This is a genomic window from Pseudomonas sp. SC3(2021) (assembly GCF_019856535.1).
Taxonomy (GTDB): Bacteria; Pseudomonadota; Gammaproteobacteria; order Pseudomonadales; family Pseudomonadaceae; genus Aquipseudomonas; species Aquipseudomonas monsensis.
In genome coordinates this window covers 5,432,034-5,451,647 of sequence record NZ_CP082236.1, presented here as the reverse complement: position 1 = coordinate 5,451,647, position 19,614 = coordinate 5,432,034, and the positions used below count along the sequence as shown (strand labels likewise).

21 protein-coding genes and 1 pseudogene are annotated in these 19,614 nt (G+C 57.7%); 9 read left to right on the top strand and 13 right to left on the bottom strand.

From position 1 onward, the window contains the following. Positions 1-40 precede the first annotated feature (40 nt). Entirely contained in the window at positions 41-973 is a 933-nt protein-coding gene (locus K5Y35_RS24195) for a universal stress protein (protein WP_222833164.1), read from the bottom strand. 255 nt (positions 974-1,228) lie between these two features. On the opposite strand from K5Y35_RS24195, the gene K5Y35_RS24190 reads away from it, so the two are divergent. Then, positions 1,229-2,302, top strand: coding sequence for an NAD(P)-dependent alcohol dehydrogenase (locus K5Y35_RS24190; RefSeq protein ID WP_222833163.1), 1,074 nt, complete (start codon positions 1,229-1,231; stop codon positions 2,300-2,302). A gap of 47 nt (positions 2,303-2,349) precedes the next feature. Here K5Y35_RS24190 and K5Y35_RS24185 read toward each other — a convergent pair whose 3' ends face one another. The 8 genes from K5Y35_RS24185 to K5Y35_RS24150 form a co-directional block, all read right to left on the bottom strand. Continuing rightward, positions 2,350-2,913, bottom strand: coding sequence for a GNAT family N-acetyltransferase (locus K5Y35_RS24185; protein WP_123467749.1), 564 nt, complete (start codon positions 2,911-2,913; stop codon positions 2,350-2,352). Between the two features lie 148 nt (positions 2,914-3,061). Further along, positions 3,062-4,480, bottom strand: a complete 1,419-nt coding sequence (locus K5Y35_RS24180) for an ATP-binding protein (RefSeq protein ID WP_222833162.1) — start codon at positions 4,478-4,480, stop codon at positions 3,062-3,064. Next, a complete protein-coding gene (locus K5Y35_RS24175; RefSeq protein WP_123467753.1) occupies positions 4,477-5,139 on the bottom strand; it encodes a response regulator in 663 nt (220 codons plus the stop codon). The genes K5Y35_RS24180 and K5Y35_RS24175 overlap by 4 nt, the downstream gene beginning before the upstream one ends. An 11-nt stretch (positions 5,140-5,150) precedes the next feature. Continuing rightward, positions 5,151-5,795 (bottom strand): tetratricopeptide repeat protein, encoded by a 645-nt coding sequence (locus K5Y35_RS24170; protein ID WP_123467755.1) that lies wholly within the window; start codon positions 5,793-5,795, stop codon positions 5,151-5,153. Continuing rightward, positions 5,792-6,601: an SDR family oxidoreductase gene (locus tag K5Y35_RS24165; RefSeq protein ID WP_222833161.1), complete on the bottom strand. Its 810-nt coding sequence runs from the start codon at positions 6,599-6,601 to the stop codon at positions 5,792-5,794. The genes K5Y35_RS24170 and K5Y35_RS24165 overlap by 4 nt, the downstream gene beginning before the upstream one ends. Next, positions 6,588-7,262 (bottom strand): TenA family transcriptional regulator, encoded by a 675-nt coding sequence (locus tag K5Y35_RS24160; protein ID WP_123467759.1) that lies wholly within the window; start codon positions 7,260-7,262, stop codon positions 6,588-6,590. Before K5Y35_RS24160 ends, K5Y35_RS24165 begins: the two co-directional genes overlap by 14 nt. Then, positions 7,259-8,740, bottom strand: a complete 1,482-nt coding sequence (locus K5Y35_RS24155; protein ID WP_222833160.1) for an AMP-binding protein — start codon at positions 8,738-8,740, stop codon at positions 7,259-7,261. Before K5Y35_RS24155 ends, K5Y35_RS24160 begins: the two co-directional genes overlap by 4 nt. Further along, positions 8,730-9,407, bottom strand: coding sequence for a thermostable hemolysin (locus tag K5Y35_RS24150; protein WP_222833159.1), 678 nt, complete (start codon positions 9,405-9,407; stop codon positions 8,730-8,732). Before K5Y35_RS24150 ends, K5Y35_RS24155 begins: the two co-directional genes overlap by 11 nt. A 209-nt stretch (positions 9,408-9,616) precedes the next feature. Between K5Y35_RS24150 and K5Y35_RS24145 the strand changes: the two genes are divergently transcribed. The 3 genes from K5Y35_RS24145 (at position 9,617) to K5Y35_RS24135 (ending at position 11,101) form a co-directional block, all read left to right on the top strand. Beyond that, positions 9,617-10,165: a cytochrome b gene (locus K5Y35_RS24145; protein WP_186747732.1), complete on the top strand. Its 549-nt coding sequence runs from the start codon at positions 9,617-9,619 to the stop codon at positions 10,163-10,165. 230 nt (positions 10,166-10,395) lie between these two features. Beyond that, positions 10,396-10,608 carry a DUF4287 domain-containing protein gene (locus K5Y35_RS24140; protein ID WP_123467767.1) on the top strand — a complete coding sequence of 71 codons (213 nt, stop codon included), beginning with the start codon at positions 10,396-10,398 and terminating at the stop codon, positions 10,606-10,608. Between the two features lie 13 nt (positions 10,609-10,621). Beyond that, positions 10,622-11,101 carry a GNAT family N-acetyltransferase gene (locus K5Y35_RS24135; protein ID WP_123467769.1) on the top strand — a complete coding sequence of 160 codons (480 nt, stop codon included), beginning with the start codon at positions 10,622-10,624 and terminating at the stop codon, positions 11,099-11,101. Positions 11,102-11,338: 237 nt separating this feature from the next. Here K5Y35_RS24135 and K5Y35_RS24130 read toward each other — a convergent pair whose 3' ends face one another. Further along, on the bottom strand, positions 11,339-11,878 hold the full coding sequence (locus tag K5Y35_RS24130; RefSeq protein WP_222833158.1) for a thioesterase family protein: 540 nt from the start codon (positions 11,876-11,878) through the stop codon (positions 11,339-11,341). Between the two features lie 506 nt (positions 11,879-12,384). On the opposite strand from K5Y35_RS24130, the gene K5Y35_RS24125 reads away from it, so the two are divergent. The 5 genes and pseudogenes from K5Y35_RS24125 to K5Y35_RS24105 all read left to right on the top strand — a co-directional run bounded on the left by K5Y35_RS24125 (position 12,385) and on the right by K5Y35_RS24105 (position 16,429). Beyond that, positions 12,385-12,747, top strand: a complete 363-nt coding sequence (locus tag K5Y35_RS24125; RefSeq protein WP_222833157.1) for a DUF6124 family protein — start codon at positions 12,385-12,387, stop codon at positions 12,745-12,747. Positions 12,748-12,885: 138 nt separating this feature from the next. Further along, positions 12,886-13,119, top strand: a pseudogene (locus tag K5Y35_RS24120) (DUF2235 domain-containing protein); the annotation flags it as partial. Positions 13,120-13,459: 340 nt separating this feature from the next. Continuing rightward, positions 13,460-14,758 (top strand): hypothetical protein, encoded by a 1,299-nt coding sequence (locus K5Y35_RS24115; protein WP_261991216.1) that lies wholly within the window; start codon positions 13,460-13,462, stop codon positions 14,756-14,758. 478 nt (positions 14,759-15,236) lie between these two features. After that, complete coding sequence (locus tag K5Y35_RS24110) at positions 15,237-15,626, top strand: hypothetical protein (RefSeq protein ID WP_222833155.1); 390 nt, start codon at positions 15,237-15,239, stop codon at positions 15,624-15,626. After that, positions 15,623-16,429 (top strand): hypothetical protein, encoded by an 807-nt coding sequence (locus K5Y35_RS24105; RefSeq protein ID WP_222833154.1) that lies wholly within the window; start codon positions 15,623-15,625, stop codon positions 16,427-16,429. Before K5Y35_RS24110 ends, K5Y35_RS24105 begins: the two co-directional genes overlap by 4 nt. A 212-nt stretch (positions 16,430-16,641) precedes the next feature. Here K5Y35_RS24105 and K5Y35_RS24100 read toward each other — a convergent pair whose 3' ends face one another. The 3 genes from K5Y35_RS24100 to K5Y35_RS24090 all read right to left on the bottom strand — a co-directional run bounded on the left by K5Y35_RS24100 (position 16,642) and on the right by K5Y35_RS24090 (position 19,567). Continuing rightward, positions 16,642-17,505: a hypothetical protein gene (locus K5Y35_RS24100; protein ID WP_222833153.1), complete on the bottom strand. Its 864-nt coding sequence runs from the start codon at positions 17,503-17,505 to the stop codon at positions 16,642-16,644. Positions 17,506-17,840: 335 nt separating this feature from the next. Next, complete coding sequence (locus K5Y35_RS24095; protein WP_222833152.1) at positions 17,841-18,959, bottom strand: DNA alkylation repair protein; 1,119 nt, start codon at positions 18,957-18,959, stop codon at positions 17,841-17,843. 2 nt (positions 18,960-18,961) lie between these two features. Continuing rightward, positions 18,962-19,567, bottom strand: coding sequence for a glutathione S-transferase (locus tag K5Y35_RS24090; protein ID WP_123467783.1), 606 nt, complete (start codon positions 19,565-19,567; stop codon positions 18,962-18,964). Positions 19,568-19,614: the final 47 nt, after the last annotated feature.

Below are 19,614 nucleotides of genomic sequence, written 5' to 3'. Positions count from 1 at the left end.
TCGCAGCGTGCCGCAGCGCCTGCCTGAATGTGGGCAGGGCTTAACTGGTTTGCTCTATCAGTTGCGGCGACACCACCCAGACACTGCACGGCATTTTGTACAGCAACTGCTCCACCGTGCTGCCAATCAACCGGCCCAGGCCACGATGGCCGATGCGGCCCATGACGATCACGTCGATGTCATAGGCATCGGCATAGCTGCACAGCACCTTGGCCGGGTTGCCCATGACCATGTGCTGGCGTTCCGGCGGGATGCCGTTGCGCTCGGCCAGCTCACGGAATGCATCGCCTTGTGCATCGAACAGCGCTTTCGCGTTGCCCACCTTGAAAAACGGCGAGGGATTGCCAAAGCCGAACTCGTCGGCGCTGATCGAGGACAAGTCATAGGCATAGACCACATCCAGCTCGGCGTCGCAGAGGCTGGCCAGTTTGACGGCCTCGCGCAGGATGCGGTCGTTGAAATCGGCGTACTGATCGTCACGATGAAACGGATCGACCGCCGCCACGATCCGCCGCGGCCTGGCATGCTGCACATGGCTGACAAAGTGCAGCGGCACCCGGCACTCACGCAGCAAATGGATATCCAGCGGCGTGAACATCAGCCGCGACATGAACGAGGCGTGCTGCAGATCCTTGATCAGCAGGGCCATGGGTTGTTCCTTGAGGTGAATCTGGATCTCGCGCAACGGATTGTCGACCCACACCACTTCCGTCGTCACCGTGACGCCGAGGTGGCGCATTGGCCGGGCCTGGTCTTCCAGCCATTGACGATGGCGTTCGACATAGCCCAGGCGCATCTGTTCGAGCGCCTGTTCATTGACCAGTCCGGCGGTTGCCAGGCCTTCCAGGTAATCGAACGCGACGATATGCAGCGCCGCGCCCGAGGCCTTGGCCAGCGCGCCCGCCCGGTCGAATGCGGGGCTGTTTTTCATCAGAGGTGAAGCCACCAGCATGAAACGTGCTTGCTCGGACATGACGAATCTCCTGTGGGGACGGCCGGGATGCGTGGGCGCAACGGCGACAGAGGCGTAGGGTCATGCTGCTCCGGGTGGCCGGGCGCAGCTTGATCTTTGTCAATGATGCGACAGCGCCACGCGCGCGCCCGACGGATGGCAGCGACCGGCGCAATTGCGCAATTGTTGATTGTTATCAACCTTGCACCGGTGAGTACGGCGCAGCCTGTGAAAGGTGCTGAACTCACTGAACCGACCTGCGCAGGAGCCTCGCTCATGGCCATGATGAAAGCGGCGATATTCGTCGAAAAGAATCGCATCGTACTGGATGACAAGCCGATCCCCGACGTCGGTCCGCTGGACGCACTGGTGCGGATCACCACCACCACGATCTGCGGCACCGACGTACACATCCTGCGCGGCGAGTATCCGGTGGTCAAAGGCTTGACCATCGGTCACGAGCCGGTGGGGGTGATCGAAAAGCTCGGCTCACAGGTTCGCGGGTTTACCGAAGGCCAGCGAGTGATCGCCGGCGCCATCACCCCCAGTGGCCAAAGCTACGCCTGCCTGTGCGGCTGCGGCTCCCAGGACGGCCCGGACACCCGTCACGGCTTTCGCGCCACCGGCGGCTGGAAATTCGGCAACATCATCGACGGCTGCCAGGCCGAGTACGTGTTAGTCCCTGATGCATTGGCCAACCTGTGCCCGATCCCCGACGGATTGAGCGACGAGCAAGTGCTGATGTGCCCGGACATCATGTCCACCGGGTTTTCCGGTGCCGAGCGTGGCGAGGTCAGTATCGGCGACACGGTGGCGGTTTTCGCACTGGGTCCGATCGGGCTCTGCGCGGTGGCCGGGGCGCGGCTCAAGGGCGCGAGCGTCATTATCGGCGTCGATACGGTGGCCGAGCGCATGACTGTCGCTCGTCAGTTGGGCGCGACCCATGTGGTCAATTTCAAGGACGGCGACGTGGTCAAGCAGATCATGGCGTTGACCGACGGGCGCGGCGTCGATGTGTCCATCGAAGCCTTGGGCACCCAGGGCACATTCGAATCAGCGCTGCGGGTGTTACGTCCGGGCGGTCGGTTGTCGAGCCTGGGGGTCTATGCTTCGGATTTGCGCATTCCCTATGATGCTTTTGCGGCGGGACTGGGCGACTACAGCATCGTCAGTACCCTGTGCCCCGGCGGCAAGGAACGCATGCGGCGATTGATGGCGGTGGTGCAAAGCGGCGGCGTCGATCTGTCGCCCCTGGTGACCCACCATTTCAAACTCGACGATATCGAGGCCGCGTATGAGTTGTTCGGTCATCAGCGCGATGGCGTGATGAAAGTGGCGATTACACCCTGACCGGTGTTGCGCCCCGCAGCGTTGAAGACGGCGGGGCGCAGGGTTCGCTACAGGCTCAGGCGATGAATGACCTGACGGGTGTCATCAGGGTCGCCGTGGGTTTCGAAGCCCAGGGATTTGGCCAGGTCGCGCATGGCCGTGTTGCTGGCCGAGTCCACCGAGTACATACGCTTGAAACCGTTGCGGCGGGCGGCCTTGATCAGGTGTTCCATCAGCAGCGTGGCCAGGCCCAGTTGGGTCCATTCATCGGCGACCGTCACCGCGCATTCACAATCCTCTTCGCCCGTGGCGGCGTAGCGGCTGATACCGATTTCGATCAACTCGCCGTTTTCGTGCACCAGCGCGATGAAGGCCGCGCGTTGCTTGTAGTCGATGTCCATCAACTGATCGAGCAGCGCCGTGCCCGGTTCGCTGATTTGCGCGAGAAAGCGCATGTGCCGGGATTCGGGCGACAAGCGCTTGATGAACGCGTACTCGCGCTCGCGATCCTTGGCGGCCAACGCGCGGATCAAGACGTGTCGGCCATCCTTGAGCGATTCGATCCAGTATTCACCGTTGTGCGCGGCATAAGCCGCCGCTGCGCGGTCGTTGTGGTCTTTGACAGTGAGCATGAGGTGAGCCTCCATCGGCTTAACGAGCAACGCGCGGGGGAGTGCGCTGAGGTCTGTTCTACGCCGATGGCAACGCCGCGATCTGATCTGGATCAGATCGGCACGCGGCCACTGATCTGAGGCGATGATGGCGCTCCTCGCGCCGCTATCATGCTTGGCCCGGCGGCTCACCAGTGCTGAGTGGCGAAGCGAGGGGCGATGACCTCTCGGGGATCGACAACGTCGCGCGCAGGCCACCCTCGGCCCGGTTGGCCAAGGTGATTCGTCCGCCCAGGCGTGTAGCGATGGTGTTGACGATGGTCAGCCCCAGACCTGCCCCTTGCGCATTGCCTCGGCTGTAGAAGCGTTCGAACAACCGCGCCCGGTCCGCTTCATCAATGCCCGGTCCCTGATCCTCGACGCTCAGATGGTAGAAACCTTCGGCCTGACTCAGCTTTACAGTGATTACCCCGTGTTCCGGAGAGAAGTTGGCGGCATTGGTGATCAGGTTGTTCAGGGCAATGTCGATCGCGGCTGCACTGGCCATGACGTTGAACGGTTGCGCGCTGTCGTCGAAAGCCAGCTCCAGCTGTTTACTCAACAGCCACGGTGTCAGTTGCACGAGGCTGTTGCGCACGGTTTCGCTGAGGTCGATGCGTTGCAGGGGCGGTGGGTCGGGTCTGGGCTCCAGGCGCGCCATGGTCAGCAACTGGTTGACCAGACGGCTGGTGCGGTCGACGCCGGCCATCAGGAACTCCAGAGAGTCGCGGCGTTCCTGTTCGGTGCCGGCCTCCAGGAGGTTTTGCGCATGCACCCGCAGCACCGCCAGCGGCGTGCGCATTTCGTGGGCGGCGTCGGCGATGAAGCGGCGTTCGCGGCCGAGCACCTCCTGAATCTGCGCGAGCATGCGGTTGAGCGCCGCTTGCATCGGTTCCAGTTCGCTGGGCAGCGGGGTCAGTTGCAGCGGCTCCAGTGAACCACTGTGCCGGGCGCGCAGGGTGGCGGCCATGTTCGCCAGTGGCTTGAGGCCCCAGCCGATGGCCAGCCAGACCATGCCGGCGAGGATCAGGCTGCCAATCACGTTGGGCCACAGGGTGTGGCGGACGATGCGGTCGACCAGATCGGTGCGCACGTCATTTCGCTCACCGACCCAGATGCGCAGGCCGTTCTGTTTGTCTTCAAGCAGGAACGCGCGCCACTGGCGATTTTTCAAATCCACCACATCGCTGAAACCGGGCTGGGTCGGCGGTACAGTGAAGGAGGGCGCGCTGGCGGTGTGCACCAGCACCTCACCTTTGGGGTTCCACACCTGAAAGGCGATCTTGCCTTCGTAAGGGTGACCGTCGACTCGCGGTGCCGCTTCACTCAAGGCCTGATTGAACGCCTGATACAACTGCGAGTGATCGTTACCGGCCAACGGCATGCGCATCACCCCCTGCAACAGGCGTGCGTTCTGCGCCAGTTGCGCGTCGTAGACCTCGGCGATTTCGTGGTTGCTGTCGTGCAGGTTGAAGGTGCTGAGCACTGCCAGCCCGGCCAGCAACAGGCCAATGATCAGGGTCAGCGTGCGGCGACGGATCGAGGTCATCGGCGCTCCTCCACCAGATAACCCACACCACGGATGGTGCGGATCAGGTCGGTGGAGAATTTCTTGCGCAGGTGATGGATGTGCACTTCGAGGGTGTTGCTTTCCGCTTCTTCGTTCCAGCCATACAGCAGCTGGATCAGTTGATCGCGGGTCATCACCCGGCCCGGCGGTGACAGCAGTTCGTGCAGCAGCTGATATTCCTTGGGTGTCAGGGCCACGGGCTGGCCCTGATAACTGACCTGCTGGGTGCCGGGGTTGAGGCTGATGCCGGCGTGTTCGATCAGCGCCTGGGCGCGCCCGGCACTGCGGCGCAACAAGGCGCGCAGGCGCGCCTTGAGTTCGGCGAGGTCGAACGGCTTGATCAGATAATCGTCGGCCCCGGCGTCGAGCCCGGCGATGCGGTCTTCGGTGGCATCGCGGGCCGTGAGAATCAGCACCGGCAGGTTCGAACCGCTGTCACGCAGACGGCGCAGGACTTCGAGGCCGTCCATGCGCGGCAGACCGAGATCCAGCACGGCGACATCGAAGGTTTCGCTGAGCAGCGCATGCAAGGCACTGCTGCCGTCCTTGAGCCAGTCGACGGTGTAGCCCTCGCGCCCCAGCGCCTGATGAATGCCTTCACCCAGCGCCACGTCATCCTCGATCAGTAATAAACGCACACGGACTCCTGTCAGTCGAGTTTCTTGTTCACGTCCACCAGCAGGGCGGCGATCTCTTTGCGACGCCCGGCGTCGGCGCTTTCACGGCCCGCACGTGGCGCGGCTTGCTGGGCTTTGAGCAGAGCTGCCTTGGCTTCAGCGTAGCGCTTCTGACGGTAGAGGTGATCGCCCCAGAAGTACAGACTGTCGATGCCATCGGGGTTCAGTTGCAGGGCCTGTTTGAGCAGTTGCTCGGCCTTGTCGCTGTCGCCGAAACCGATCGGCCAGCCCGGAACGCGATCATACAGAGCGGCGAGGCTGGTGTAGGCCGAGCCTTGCAGGGCCTTGGGGTCGAGGCTCAGGGCTTTTTCCAGATCGGCCTTGGCGTCCTTGGCCTTGCCCAGGGCGCCGAGCCCGCCCTGGGCACCGGCCCAACTGCTGGTGACGATGCCTTTCCAGATCCACGCTTCGGCCACCGACGGACGCTGGGTGGCGAAGGCGCTGGCGTCGGACGACAGTTGCTCGAACGCAGCAGCGCGCTGTTTCTCTGCCACTTCGTACTGGATATGCGCCCAACTCTGCTGGATACCGTTGAGGCGTTGCTGATCGGCCGGTTCCAGCGCCCAGACGCTTTGGCTGAGGGCGGCGAACAACAGGCATGCGCTAAGTTTTTTCATGGTTTGAGGGACTCGTTGTCAGGTTTTTCACTGAGGCGGCGGATCAGCGGCAATTGCTTGCGCAAGCCGCGATCCACCAGATGCGGCAGCAAGTTGTTGAGGCGCACGAAGAAGCGTTCCGGCCAGCCCAGATACAGGTCGCGGCGGTCGCCGGCAATCGCGTGGACCACCGCCGAAGCCACGGTTTGCGGGTCATCGACGTTGGACTTGAGCGCATCGTTCAAGGCCTGCGCCGCCGCGCTATTCATCGACGTGCGGGTGGCGCGGGGCGCGACATACAGCACGTTGACCCGAGTGTCGGCCAGCTCCCGGCGCAGCGCTTCGGAGAAACCGCGCAGGGCGAACTTGGTCGCGCAGTAACTGGCATAACCGGCGTAGCCGATCGAGCCGTAGGTGGAGCCGACATTGACTACCATGGCGCTGTTGGCCTCTTTGAGCATCGGCAGCAGCAACTTGGTCAGGCAGATCGGCGCGCTGATATTCACCGCGAGCATCGCGTTGATCTCGCTGTCATCAAGCTGTTCGAGCATGGCGAAGTGATTGACCCCGGCCGCGTTGATCAGCAGGTTGATGCCGCCGATGGCTTCGGCGGCGGCCAGCACTTTGCGCCGGTCGCTGAGGAAGGTCAGGTCGGCGGCGACCCAGCACAGCGTGTCGGGATAGCGCGCCAGCAACGGCGCCAGCGCCTCCTGATGTCGCGCCACGGCCAGCACCCTGGCACCGGCGGCGCACAGGGCCTCGGCAATCGCGAGGCCGATGCCACCGCTGGCGCCGGTCAAGACCACACGTGCATCACGCAGCTGCATGTTGAGCCTCCGCGTCACGCGGCAGGCCACGGAACATGTCGGTGTACAAGCGATAGACGACTTTCGAGGCGTGAATCACCGCCGCCTGATCCTGCGGATCTTCCAGCTGATTCATCAAACGGCGATAGGTCTGCATGTGCTCGATGTCCAGCGAACCGTGCGAGCTCAGATAGCTGAATGCGCTGTCCGGCAGCGCCAGACGCTCGCGAATGCTGCCCGCCGCGTGGGTCGCCAAGGCAATGCTGGTGCCTTCGAGCACATTGACCATGCCGAACAGGCCCACCGGATTGCCGCGGGCGATCAGGTCGTAGAGAAAACTCACCATCAGTTCGATTGGCAACGACGGCTGGCCGTCGCGCACCGCATCGCGGTCGCCGCCACACGCGGCAATATCATTGAGCACCCAGTGTTCATGGCCGTATTCGTCTTCGATGTATTCGGCCACCGCTTTGCGCAGCCATTCCAGGCGCGTTGGCAGGCGCGCACCGCAAGCCATCATCAACGGCACGGTGTGGCGCACGTGGTAATACGCCTGCGCGAGGAAGGCCCGATAACTGTCGAGGCTGACCTTGCCTTGCAGGGCATCGACGATGATCGGCAGGTTGAACAGTTCGTGGCGTTCCTGTTGCGTGGCTTCTTGCAGGGTGTCGAAAAAACTCATGATGCGGACTCCTCGGAAACAGCGGATTCGGTCAATTGGCTGTGATACTGCGCGACGATGGCTTCGCGGCGCGGGCGGCCATTGGCGGTGAGCAAGCCATTGGCAGCGGTAAAGGGTTGCGGCAGGCGCGTCCACTGATGCACCTGGGCGTAATCGGGCAAGGCTTCGTTGGCTTCGGCGACAGCAGCGGCCAGTTCCGCGTCGCTGCAGTCGGCGCGGTGCGGCCAGAGCAGGGCGTGGTTGTGCGGCATCGCTTCGCCGTAGACGAAGGCCTGGGCGATGTGGCGGCGCTGGGTCAGTTCCGACTCGACCCATTCCGGGTTGACGTTGCGCCCGAAGCTGGTGACGAACTGGTGCTTCTTGCGGCCCTTGAGGTACAGAAACCCTTCCGGGTCGAACTCGCCCAGATCACCACTGGGCCACCACTCCTCGGCGTACGGGGTGTCGCCCAGGTAGCCGAGCAGGGTCGAGCCCTTGATCAGCACCTCGCCGTCCTCGGCCAGGCGCACTTCAACGTGCGGCAGCGGCCGGCCGACGCTGCCCGGACGCCGTGCGCCGGGGCGATTGAGGCACACCACCGAGGCGCATTCGGACAAGCCATAGCCTTCGTAAACCGGCAGCCCGACCCGTTGCGCGCGGTGCAGCAGATCCTCCGACACTCGCGCACCGCCGACAGCGGCAAAGCGCAGGGTTTGCGGGTCGAAGGCTTTCTGTTCGGCGGCGCTGACCAGTAACAACAGCAACTGCGGCACCAGGATCAGACTCTCCGGTGCACGGCTGGCCAGATAACCGAGCAAGCGCGGAATGTCGACGCCACTGGCGCCCTGAATGCCGAGGGTTTTCTGGCTCGGCACACTGAGCGTCGCACCGGCATACAGCGCGGCATAACAGCCGAGGTTCTCCAGCAGAATCGCCAACGGCAACAGCGCCAGATGATGCTGCGGGCCGGTCACTTCGCTGGCCTGATGCAGCTCCCGTGCAACCCGCAGCAGGCTGTCGGCGCTCAGGCACACACCTTTCGGCGTGCCGGTGGTGCCGGACGTGAAGGTGAGTTTCGCGGTGCCGGTCGGCATGCGACTGGGGCCACTGAACGTGCGGCACCAGAACTCGCCACGTTGTTCATAGCCCGCTGCGAGCAGTTCGGCGCCCAGCTCCGGCTCGGCGATCACCCGTTCGGCCTGGCTCTGTTCCAGACAATGGGCGCGCTGTGCCGGGCTGAAAAACGGCGGCAAGGTCACACAGGTCAGGCCTTCAAACAGCACGGCCAGATCCCACAGCATCGCGTCGACGCCATTGTCCAACGCCAGCGCAATCACCTGCGCCTGCTCATCGCGCAAACGCTCCTGGCGATACAGCACCTCGGCGTACAGCGTGGCGTAATCGAGTTTCAGCGTGTCGCCCCACAGGGCGGTCGCGTGGTCATTGCGCCGGGCATGGTCGCGCAGGGTTTCCTGGAAGCGTTGCAATTCAAGCGACATGGCAGGCTCCCTCAATCGAGCCCGGCAAACCCAGGCGGGTAAATAGGCCGATATTGCGCAGATGGATGAAGCCGGCGCGGATGTTGCCGACATGCACCCAGGGCTTGCTTTCGTAATAACTGCCCCAGAGTTGACGCTCGTCACCCAATCGTTCCGGATCAGCGGCGCACAATGTCACTGGCTTCAAACCCAGGCGATGGAAACTGTTGACCAGCCCGATGTTGCCGGTAAACGTCACCCATTCCAGGCCGCCCATCGCCAGCAGGTAGGTGATGGCGATGATGCTCAGCCGTGCACTACCGGTGTCGCTGGCGGCGAGGTTGCCGACTTCGACAATGGCGCTGCGCTCGACCGGACGATCTGCCGTCGCGCTGATCAACGGCTCGATCGGCTCATCCAGATAGCGCTCGAGAAACAGCGGCTCCAGATGTGCACGACGCACTCCGGCCACCGCGCACAACTCGCCGTCGCCGTTGTGCATGCCGAACAGCTCGGGCATGAAGTGGCGGATATCGGCACCGTGGGCCTTGCGAAAGCGTTGTTGGATAAAGCTTTCAAACGTCGCTCGCAGAGTGTCCTCGGGCAGCGCGCCGGTCAGTGTCATCTGCGGTGTTTCGGCTTGACCGAAGCGCAGGGGCAGGGGGATGTTCCAGTCAAATTCGGGCATGGGCAGAACGCCTCCCTCAATAGATTTGAGCGAAGTATCCAAGCCATTTCTTAACGAAGTCTGAAGGTAAAAAAAGGTTAACCTGAGGGTCTTTCTTCAGACTCTCTTAAGACTGGGCGGGCAGGGTAACGCCGTCGGTTCGCCCAACAACCGGAGCGAGGCGGTCGAACGAATTGGCCGTCACTCATGACAATCAAGAGGCGCAGCTTATGTCCCGCGACATCGCCGTAACCCGTTACGGAAAACTCTCAATCACCCTGCACTGGCTGATGCTGGCGCTGTTTGTCGGCGTCTACGCATGCGTCGAAATCAAGGGCTACATGCCCAAGGGCAGCGAAGCGCGCGGCTTGCTGATGGGCTTTCATGGCCTGTTCGGCACGGGCATCTTCGCGCTGGTGTGGTTGCGTCTGCTCGGCCGTCTCACGCCGCGTCCGCCGATCACGCCCAAGCCACCGGCATGGCAGACCGGCATTTCGCATCTGATGCACCTGGCGCTGTACGTGCTGATGATCGCCACGCCGATCCTCGCCTGGCTGATGCTCGCCGCCGCCGACAAACCTTTCCCGTACTTCGGCTTCCACGTCCCGGCACCCGTGGCCATCGACCCGGACTTCGCCAAACAACTGAAGTACTGGCATGAACTGCTGGGCAGCACCGGCTACTGGCTGATCGGCCTGCACGCCGCGGCGGGGTTGTTCCACCATTATTGGGTGCGGGATAACACCCTCGTGCGGATGCTGCCGGGCCGCACCGAATAACCCTGATCCACTACAACCCCTGTGGGAGCGAGCTTGCTCGCGAAAGCGGTGTGTCAGCCTCTGATGATGTCGGCTGACACGGCCCCTTCGCGAGCAAGCTCGCTCCCACAGTTTTTTGTGATGTCTGGCAGAACGGGGCAGTTGCCGGAACCGCACTTCGCGTCCACTCTATGACCTGCCGACAAGGAGCGTCCGCCGACCCTCCGTCGTGACCACAGGGAGCTTGCAGCATGAGCGAAGACAACAAGGTAAAAGGCCCGGCGTCGTACTTCCCCTCCATCGAGAAAAAATACGGCCAGCCCATTGATCATTGGCTAAACCTGCTCGCTGGGATCACCGACAAGAAACACATGGAACTGGTGGCGTGGCTCAAGGATGAACACGGCATGGGCCACGGTCATGCCAACGCCTTGGTTGCGCATCATCTTGCGGCTAAAAAGTGAGGGCAGGGCAGCGATGAATTTCTCCCACCGGCCAGTGACGGCCGACGACGTCAACACCCTCTGCAGCTTTCCCCAAGGCGAACAAGAGCTGTTCTTCATGTTCCCGAAAGCCAACTTCCCGCTGACGGAAGAGCAAATGCACAGCGCGATCAGCCAGCGCTTCGACTCCACGGCTTTTCTGGCCAACGGCGAGTTCGTCGGTTTCGCCAATTTCTACCGCGCTGAGCACGATGGCATCTGCTGCATCGGCAACGTCATCGTCGCGCCATACGCCCGTGGTCAAGGTGTGGCGCGGTACATCGTCGAAACCATGACCGCAGTGGGTTTCGAAAAGTACCAGGCCAAAGAAGTGCAACTGTCGTGCTTCAACGAAAACACTGCAGGCCTGTTGCTCTACCCGAAACTTGGCTTCGTGCCGTTCTCCATCGAAGAACGCCCGGCGCCAAATGGTGGACGTTCTGCCCTCATCAACATGACACGCCACCGACCATAGCCATCCCCAAAACCTGAGGGAAACTGGCTTGCTCGCAATGGCGTTCGCCCGGCCGGACATGCTCCCAAGACTTGTGCGAAAGCTGTGGGAGCGAGCTTGCTCGCGAAGACGCCAGCGCAGCCACCCCCAATCCCAAGCCAGCCAAAAAACCTGTGAGAGCTAGCCTGCTAGCGATGGCACACGACCAACCACCACCGCACCCTATCCATAAATGCGATCATCCAGAAACCACATTACTCAAGCCTCCTCACCCCTAAGCTGACAACTCATCACATCGCAATTCGCAGACCACGACGTCAGCCACTCCGGCATCTCGGGCGACCGCTCAGGCAACCCCAACTCCCTGACGAACTCACCCGGCGCAATCGTTCCTTTCGCCGAACGAAACAGCCCACGCATGACCACCACGCCGATCACCCGGCCTTTACTCACGAAGCGATGTTCCATGAAGCTCCATTTATCATCCCAGCCGAGCATCCGGCTGTGGATTTCAAACGCTTCAAACAGCTTGAGTTCGCGCCGAAATTTACCCCAGGTGTCGCCAACGATCGGGAGCGCCTTGGTGCGCAGCGCCACCCGAAACGCGCCACTGCGCAACACAAAATCCATGCGTCCGACGTCTGCCATTGTGAAATAGCGGCCATTGGTGACATGCCGATTGAAATCGAGATCCAGCGGCCACACACGCATGCGGATAATGGTGGATTCCAGCGCATTGACCGGGTTGCGCCACGGTCGGTGAAAAAGCATGCAGAGCAGTCGAAACCACAAATTCATAAGTACGTCAGCCATTTGAGAGGGGCGCTGCACTCTAGCGACCCGGACGTCGGTGAGGTAGGTGCGTAAATGACTTTTTTGGCCTGAACAGTACATTCCGATCATTGCGGAGGTGGTGTTGGATTGGTAGCCAGTTCAATCGGCGGATAAACAGAAAACAATCGAAATGTTTAAATAAGCCTGTCGTTATCATCCATGCCCTACAGCGCCTTGCGCCATTGCCTACGAGTGCGCCAGAATCCGCCGGCTTGTGCGCCTGGCACGTCCTCCGTACCTTGATTCCTGTCACTGCTCATCAGTGATCGGGTCTGCAAGCCCGCCGGAAAAACCAGTCGCACAGCCAGCCAAAGGACACTCGTTCGTGTCCGCTCAATGGCAGCTTTGTGCGGGAGACCTTCGGGTCTGCCGGGTGCCTGGTTTCCCGGTCTTGCAGACCCGCGCATAGCTGCCACCCATCATCTGCAAGTGATGGTGGTAGCTCCTAATGAACAACCAGGAGTTTCACCATGATCAAACCAACCCCCAACCCGCCAGAAACCGACCCCGCATCCCCCTACGAATCCCTTGATTCCAAAAAACTCCACGAAGCCGCCGAACGCGCCCTCGACCACTACCTGCTCCCGGCCAGCCACATCATGGCCAACGCTCAGGAGCCGGAACGCATGTACCTCGCCAACCCGAAGTACGACACCGAATCCCTCCTGGCCAACGCCAGCGAAACCCTCGGCTCCGCCAGCGAAATGCTCAACAACTTCGCCGCCGTCCTCGACACCGCCCACCGCAAAACCGCACTGGGCATCGCCCAAGTCGTGATGCTCGGCGAAATCGCTGTCAACCAGGCGCTGGATAACGTCGAAGTCCCCCGATAACGCCCCCAACACGACGAGGGGAAACCCTCGTCACACCAGAAGCCGCACCCGCGCTGGCACAAGGACACGCCTTGCGCCACAAAGTCTCCGCTGTCACCCTTCGGCCCGTTCTCAAGGATCAGAACAAGGAATCAAGGATTGAGCGGCTACGTCCCCAACCCCCCGAAAAACCACCACTACGAAGAAGCCAAACCCGTCGACATCCACGTCCAGCGTTGGGCGGAGTATGAGAAGCACGGAAAAGAACCTGCGCGCGAACCTGAGAAAATCGGGATCGCGTTGAGGATTGGGGTGTTCTTTGATGGCACTGGGAATAATGCGAATAACACGGCGGCGGGATTGCTGTGTGGGGCGCAGCATCCGATTGCACCGGGGCATGAGACGCTTCTCCTGCCCGTCTTTCACTGGTGTTGTTTTTAGTGATCATCTTTGACAGCTACCGCGTCAATACTGGTTTCAACGAAGGTCCGCTTTCGGCCAAAAGCGGTCAGTTCTGAGCATCTACTCTCAGCAAAAAGCTACCACTTGCTTCCGGTCGCTTTCTTCCAGAGCATCACGGTCGAGTTGCTTTTGTCACCAAGAATTGGGTATTCGCTCGAAACATCAAAAAATAAGTAAAGACGAGTATGTGGGCTAGGATTTATCCAAAGCTTGAGCTAGATTTGGGACAAGTCAATAACATAAATTTTACGCGATAATGGAGAGGGTGGTTATGGCTGGAAACGACATCTTGGTAGTCATACCTGAAGGCCAGTCTGAAATTACCCCCATAATCCAGCGTTGCCTTATGTCCGTCAGAGAGGAGCTGAGAGATGATCCTTATATTATTGAGGCGATCAAAGTTCTTCAGGTAGGAGGGTATAGAAGCTCAATTGGATCATTTTGGAATGCTGTAGTAGACGACTTGCGAAACAAAATAATGTTTCGAAGTGTGAAATTATTTAATCAGTCTATAGACGCTGGTAGAAAAATTGAGACATATGAAGATTTCCAGAACTATGTCAATGATGATCAGTTGATTGACGGTGCCTATAAAATTGGTGTTGTTGGGTGGGAGGCGAGCAAGGTCCTTCGTCATGCTAAGGAAACAAGGCATATTTTTTCAGGGCATCCGAAAAGTAGCGATCCTTCTATAATAAAAGTTTTGTCAATGATGGATGACTGCATAAAATACGTGTTGAATGCAGAATATCCAGCGCAAATAATTGATGTTAATGACTACGTGGCGAACCTGTCCGAGTCAAATTTTGATCGAAATATCGTTGCGATTGAAAGTGCGCTAGGCGATCTTCCTGAGGTATATAAGAATGAATTAGCGAATAGGCTATTCACTTCTTATATTCATCCTCAATCCACAAGCGTTCTTAGGTCTAATATTGAGTTCGTAGCTCCAATCCTGTGGAGAGTTCTACCCAAAGATATACGAATACAAGTGGCTCGTAGAGTGGATCAGGAAATACAAAAAGCACAGATAGATGTTACTCAGGCTGCTTTTGCATTCATAGGTCTTGTAAAAAGCCAAAGTTATTTATCTGTTGTTGCAAGGAGATATCAAATAACTCCTTTGGTTCAAGCTCTTACAATGGCGTTTGACGATTTTCCTCGCGAAAATGAGGCCGTGAAAAATCTAGTTCCTTACGCTAGCTTGGTTCCGGAGGATCTGCTCGCAGAGTATGTTGCAGGGTTAACGAAGACATATGTTGGGCGAATGGGATCTAGTGCACGTTGGCAGAGAACTGATTTTTTTGCAGATTCCGCTGCAATCTATATCCCTGATATGTTCAAGTTATTCGATGATCACGCTGCCAGCTATTTCGTCGAAGCAATCAAGCAAAGTGAATTGTTGAAGCGGCGAATTGAGGCTCCTGCTAAGCTCAGAAGACTTAGAGTTCTAGCAAATATAGTCGCTGAAAAAATATCGAACACCTTTCAAGAGAGACCTTTCATTGAGGCGCTATGCTCAGAAGGTAGAGAGGGAGAGTTTTTTGCGATGCTACGCCAAAAAAATTAGTTTCACGGGCATTCGACCACGTTTGGCCGCTCTCTGCCGATTATAACAGTCAGGAGTTGACCTGAAGCTGCCTTTTGTATGAAGGGAGGTACCGGCCAGAAGCGGTTGTCCTTTAGCCATAACCTGCTTTCGGGCAATAAGGCGACGCAGGTAACTATTTTCGGCCAGAAATAGCCATGCCGTGATTTGATGTAGTCGTCTGAAGGCTGACGGTCATCAAACATGCACGTTACATAGCGGACACCCTTGATTAATCAAAGGGTAGCTTATCTTGCGGCTTTTGAGTCATGTAACAGACTTGTTGGACCTATAGGGCAACGGCTAAAGTAGACAGATGGTTACCGATCACGTAGCGTTCCTGGGGCATTACGAATGTTGTTCGTTGGGCGAGCAGCGCCTGAAGCGCCCTAAACCAGCAGGAAACCTTTGACGCAACCCAGTCAGCATATTTTTAAGCAACGGCTTTTACGGAGCCTGAATGAAATTGAAAGACTTAAAGGATCTTGTTCTTGAGTCGCCGGGTTGGAAAACTGTATTCGCATTCGTGCTTCCTCTATTAGCTGGAGTGCTATCAGGTGTTTTCGTCGCTGAAATCACCCAGAATTCCATAATCGTCTGGGCGCTGTTTTACAAGGCGAGCAGCTTTTATTGCCTCCTGTTTTTTGGGCTGTGTACGTATCTTTACAATAGAGCAATCTATTTGCATGAGCGCGAAATTTCACGTTTTCTCGATACAGACTACTGTGTTGCCTACGTTCGAAGTAAGTGTTTGCCGGAGGCAGCAGATCGCTACAAAGAACTGATCCGCTCTGGCGAAGTAGGCCAACTAGAGCAGGCGATGGATGAATTAAAGAAGGTGCTCAAATGAAAGTGTTGGTTAGTCCGGATTTTAGCCAAAAATTGGCAACACTGAGTAAAGATGCTATAGGCAAGTTATCTGCCTTTATATCGGATGCTGAAAACGCCGACATGATAACTTTTGTGTCAAGCGGAAGTTTTGATATCGACATCCTCGATGATGATGTCTATAGCGCGAAGTTTGACACTGACGGGGGCAGGTTTTTTTTTACCATTGGCACCGATTCGGGAGGCGAGTTTCTATTGCTTCTAGATGTTGCCTCAATATCCCAGCCCGTTAAAGTAAATGCTTTTTTTGCGAGCAACAATCCCCGCACGAATAGCGCGTTCAACCCTAAACTGAACCCCTCAATCAATCCAGATTTAAATTTCGCAATCAACCCTAGGCTTAACTCCTCAATCAATCCGAAGCTGAACTCGGCTATAAATCCAAATTTAAATTCCGCCATCAATCCAAAACTAAATTCAGCATTAAATTTCAAGCTGAACTCCGCCATCAATCCAAAGCTAAACTCAGCGATAAATCCAAGATTAAATTCTTCAATCAATCCAAGAGTAAACAAAAGTTACGGCGGCCCATATTTATATGATGTTGAATTCAAGCAACTTGCCTACTTGGTGAGGGTGAATGAAAAAGTCGAAATATTATATGGGGTAAATGGTGATTTCTCTGGCCTGCTTATTAGTGCAAGAGAAAATATAAAAGTCGAGTTTGATAAGGAGAATTCGTGGGCCGGATTTTTTGTAAAAGCCAACGATAAGGTCTGGCTACGTTTCTCACTGACAAATGAGTGGAATGGCCTGCTTGTTTAGTTAGAGAGTCGTTTGTTTATCAGTTCAGGCTCGTAGCTTTATTGGCCTTTCGCGTATGTCCGCTTCTGGCCGTTTTTTGCCTGTCGTAAAGGGCAGAAATGGACCCATTGGGGTCATTCGCAAAGTGCTAAGCGGAAGCGTTAACATTCAAGTTAACCAGCCTGCGCGTGTCTTTGCGCAGGCTGGTTTACATTAAGTTATGACACTGGCGACTATGAAGAGTGATGGACGTCATACCAAGCATCGATTGATGCGACGTCAACGCGGGTGAGGACCTTTCGCTCGATGAGACGCTGAGTTTGAATAGCAGCTGCGTTTTCAATTGTTTGAAGGTCAACACGAGAGCCGAAAATTACCAGCGTAAACAAACCCGAATTGCGTCTGTATCCTGAAACGCTCGCAACTGCCTCAAGTATTTGCCGAGAACTGACCCGACGTATTTCGCTATTCGCCGTTAATTCGTGTGAGATTATCTCAAACAGTTGGCCCAATGCTGACTCTGACATTAAATACTCGGCATTTGCTTCCGACTGCTTTTCCTTGTACCACGAGAGAAGAAAGAAAAAACCGCTATACATCATTAGCGTAAGAAGAAAAATCTGTGACATGCGTTCGTTCAGCAATGGCCCAAGTAGAGGGTGCTTATCAAATTTGTCTGAGAACGCGACTAGAAATCCAGTGGCCGCTGCGAATACGCCTGAACCTATCTTCGGGAGCGTGTAGCGCCTTGAAATACGTGCTTTTGCATCAGGCATATAGTTCGACTGAAGCGCGTTTGCGTTGGACGACGAGGGAATGGCGAGCGCCTGCGACAAAGCACTTATCACGGCCGGTAGCTGCGATACTGGAATCATCGCTGAACTTGCTTGGACGCTGAGTTCAAGGAAGCGAAGCGCCTCTTGGGCACGAAGAAACCTGCTCTTATCCTCTTCTGAACTGAAATTACCGCCGTTTTTGTCCGGGTGGATAGAAGACATAATTTTCTTTAATTCGTCTCGCACGGCTTCGAAGTCAGCGCCCTGCGCCTTTAAACCGAATTCATTAACGACGTCAATGATTGATAGCCAAGATGCCATTTACATATGCCTAACGTTTGGTTAAGAGGAAGGACTTTAGCCCGCCTCAGTGAGCGCAGAAAATGATTTGTGCGCGTTCTTACGCGATACGTGCGGTGCGAGTGGTAGGCCGACGTCGCGGGTCCGACAAAGCTGAAAGAGAAAGCGGCTTAGATGAAGGCGAGTTCAACTGCGGTACACACTCAACGCCGTAATGAGACGCTATCAATTTGCCACCAATCTGTCCACCGGCAGCTTTTGGCCGGAACTGGTCAGTTCAGAACGGCCGCTTCTGGCCGAAAGTTGCCCTATCCGTAATTCCATATCAATCAGTGTTACTGCCAGATCAACGGATCCTATACGTGACGTAATCCGGCGACTATTTCGAATACCGTGCTAGCCAACACCTCCCCATTAACCATAACCCTTACCCCATGCCGCCCAACAAAATGCTTCCGCGTCGTAAAATCCTTAATCACCTGCCGCCTCCCCACAACCATCTCCCCAAACCCAGCCAACTCCACCGTCTTCAACTTAAAAACCTTCCTCGAAACCCCGCCATTCGCCTTCACATAGTCAATCGCATAATCAATCACCAACCGCTGCTCATGCGCCACCGTCGACTTCACCACAAACGACAACGTAATCGCTTCCCCCAACCTGACCACCGCCGGCTCAACCCGCACATCCAACAACTCAACCTCAGCCTTCGCCCCCGCGCCAATCACCGTCAGCGCCCGCACATCCCCCTGCTTAATCAAGCTCCGCAACGCATGCTTCGCAATCCACGCCGTGTGCTTGTTCTCCAGCGTCCAACCTTCAATCGTGTCCAACACCCACTCCGGGTGCTCTTTGGTCACGTCATTCAGATGATTCGCCACGGACTTGCGCACGTACAAACTCTCATCCGCCTTCAACCGATCCAGTATCCCGGCGGCCAACTGCGGATCGGCCTGAACCGCTTCCAACCGGAACGACCAAGGCAGGCGAGGGCGACTGCCTTCGCTGGCGAGGCGTCGAACGTGGTGGTTTTCGTCACGGGTCCAGTCGTGCATCAGCTCCAGCGAGCGTTCCAGGTCGCTGCGTAGAAAGTGGCGGATGGCGAATTCGGAGGAGCCGAAGGTGGTGAAGTATTTCAGGGCGTCCATGGAGGTGTCGAAGGCGTGGCCGCCGTAGCTCGCGACGTAGTGCGGCAGGCACATGCTGACGAATCCGCTGTTCAGCCTTGGCGCAAGTTCGAAAAGCACTTCGAGGGAATCTTCGTAATCCAGCGGCAACACGGCGTGCAGGCTTTCGCTGACGCGGGCCATGCGTTGCATCACTGATAATTCAGCGAGTCCGTCCTGGGCATGTTTGAGAAACGCCTTGGCCTTGAACGCCGGGTACACGGCGCTCATTTCGCTGGCGATGTGCTGCAAGCGCTCGGCGTTGAAGATTTCCTTTAACGCCGGGGCGGCGGTGTCGGTGGTGCTCATGGTCAGGTCATCGGGGTGCTGACGAACGCTTCGAGGGTTTCGGCGTAGGCGGTGTATTGAGCGATGTGCGGGTAGCGGCGGGTGTCGATCTGGTCGGGGACGACGAGGCCGGTGAAGCTCCAGGCGACGGCGAGGCTGATGCCGGCCTGGGTGAGGGTGCCGTCGGTGGGCAGGCCGGTTTTTTCCAGTTCTTGCTCGAGGGCGGTGAACGCGGCGGCGAGTTGGCCTTCGACGCGTTCGACCCACGGCTGGTATTGAATGTCGGCCGGGCGCAGGTTGCGTTCGTAGTAGAGCTGCACGGCTTTTTCGCAGGCGGCGAGACTCAGGCCGATCAGGCGCAGGGCGTGGGCGCGCTGTTTGAGGTCGGCGGGCAGCAGGCTTTTGCCGGAACTGGCTTCGAGGTAATCGAGGATTAGGGTCGAGTCCATGAGGACGACGCCGTCGTCGAGGATCAGCGTGGGGGCTTTGACCACCGGGTTGATCTGCTGGAATTGCTCGAAGTGGCGGAACACCGAGACTGACTCGTGTTCGAGGTCGATCCCTAGGCGTTTGGCGGAGATCGCCACGCGGCGTACGTATGGGGAGTCCAGCATGCCGATCAGTTTCATGACGCGTTCCTTCAAGTCGAACCGAGTGGGAAGGCATAACCTAGCCG

What these genes read in the sequence shown, in the direction of transcription:
- K5Y35_RS24155 (WP_222833160.1), bottom strand. Translation starts at nt 8,740, where the DNA reads ATGTCGCTTGAATTGCAACGCTTCCAGGAAACCCTGCGCGACCATGCC.
- K5Y35_RS24165 (WP_222833161.1), bottom strand. Translation starts at nt 6,601, where the DNA reads ATGCAGCTGCGTGATGCACGTGTGGTCTTGACCGGCGCCAGCGGTGGC.
- K5Y35_RS24185 (WP_123467749.1), bottom strand. Translation starts at nt 2,913, where the DNA reads ATGCTCACTGTCAAAGACCACAACGACCGCGCAGCGGCGGCTTATGCC.
- K5Y35_RS24195 (WP_222833164.1), bottom strand. Translation starts at nt 973, where the DNA reads ATGTCCGAGCAAGCACGTTTCATGCTGGTGGCTTCACCTCTGATGAAA.
- K5Y35_RS24145 (WP_186747732.1), top strand. Translation starts at nt 9,617, where the DNA reads ATGTCCCGCGACATCGCCGTAACCCGTTACGGAAAACTCTCAATCACC.
- K5Y35_RS24130 (WP_222833158.1), bottom strand. Translation starts at nt 11,878, where the DNA reads ATGAATTTGTGGTTTCGACTGCTCTGCATGCTTTTTCACCGACCGTGG.
- K5Y35_RS24125 (WP_222833157.1), top strand. Translation starts at nt 12,385, where the DNA reads ATGATCAAACCAACCCCCAACCCGCCAGAAACCGACCCCGCATCCCCC.
- K5Y35_RS24115 (WP_261991216.1), top strand. Translation starts at nt 13,460, where the DNA reads ATGGCTGGAAACGACATCTTGGTAGTCATACCTGAAGGCCAGTCTGAA.
- K5Y35_RS24170 (WP_123467755.1), bottom strand. Translation starts at nt 5,795, where the DNA reads ATGAAAAAACTTAGCGCATGCCTGTTGTTCGCCGCCCTCAGCCAAAGC.
- K5Y35_RS24135 (WP_123467769.1), top strand. Translation starts at nt 10,622, where the DNA reads ATGAATTTCTCCCACCGGCCAGTGACGGCCGACGACGTCAACACCCTC.
- K5Y35_RS24180 (WP_222833162.1), bottom strand. Translation starts at nt 4,480, where the DNA reads ATGACCTCGATCCGTCGCCGCACGCTGACCCTGATCATTGGCCTGTTG.
- K5Y35_RS24090 (WP_123467783.1), bottom strand. Translation starts at nt 19,567, where the DNA reads ATGAAACTGATCGGCATGCTGGACTCCCCATACGTACGCCGCGTGGCG.
- K5Y35_RS24150 (WP_222833159.1), bottom strand. Translation starts at nt 9,407, where the DNA reads ATGCCCGAATTTGACTGGAACATCCCCCTGCCCCTGCGCTTCGGTCAA.
- K5Y35_RS24190 (WP_222833163.1), top strand. Translation starts at nt 1,229, where the DNA reads ATGGCCATGATGAAAGCGGCGATATTCGTCGAAAAGAATCGCATCGTA.
- K5Y35_RS24110 (WP_222833155.1), top strand. Translation starts at nt 15,237, where the DNA reads ATGAAATTGAAAGACTTAAAGGATCTTGTTCTTGAGTCGCCGGGTTGG.
- K5Y35_RS24095 (WP_222833152.1), bottom strand. Translation starts at nt 18,959, where the DNA reads ATGAGCACCACCGACACCGCCGCCCCGGCGTTAAAGGAAATCTTCAAC.
- K5Y35_RS24140 (WP_123467767.1), top strand. Translation starts at nt 10,396, where the DNA reads ATGAGCGAAGACAACAAGGTAAAAGGCCCGGCGTCGTACTTCCCCTCC.
- K5Y35_RS24160 (WP_123467759.1), bottom strand. Translation starts at nt 7,262, where the DNA reads ATGAGTTTTTTCGACACCCTGCAAGAAGCCACGCAACAGGAACGCCAC.
- K5Y35_RS24100 (WP_222833153.1), bottom strand. Translation starts at nt 17,505, where the DNA reads ATGGCATCTTGGCTATCAATCATTGACGTCGTTAATGAATTCGGTTTA.
- K5Y35_RS24105 (WP_222833154.1), top strand. Translation starts at nt 15,623, where the DNA reads ATGAAAGTGTTGGTTAGTCCGGATTTTAGCCAAAAATTGGCAACACTG.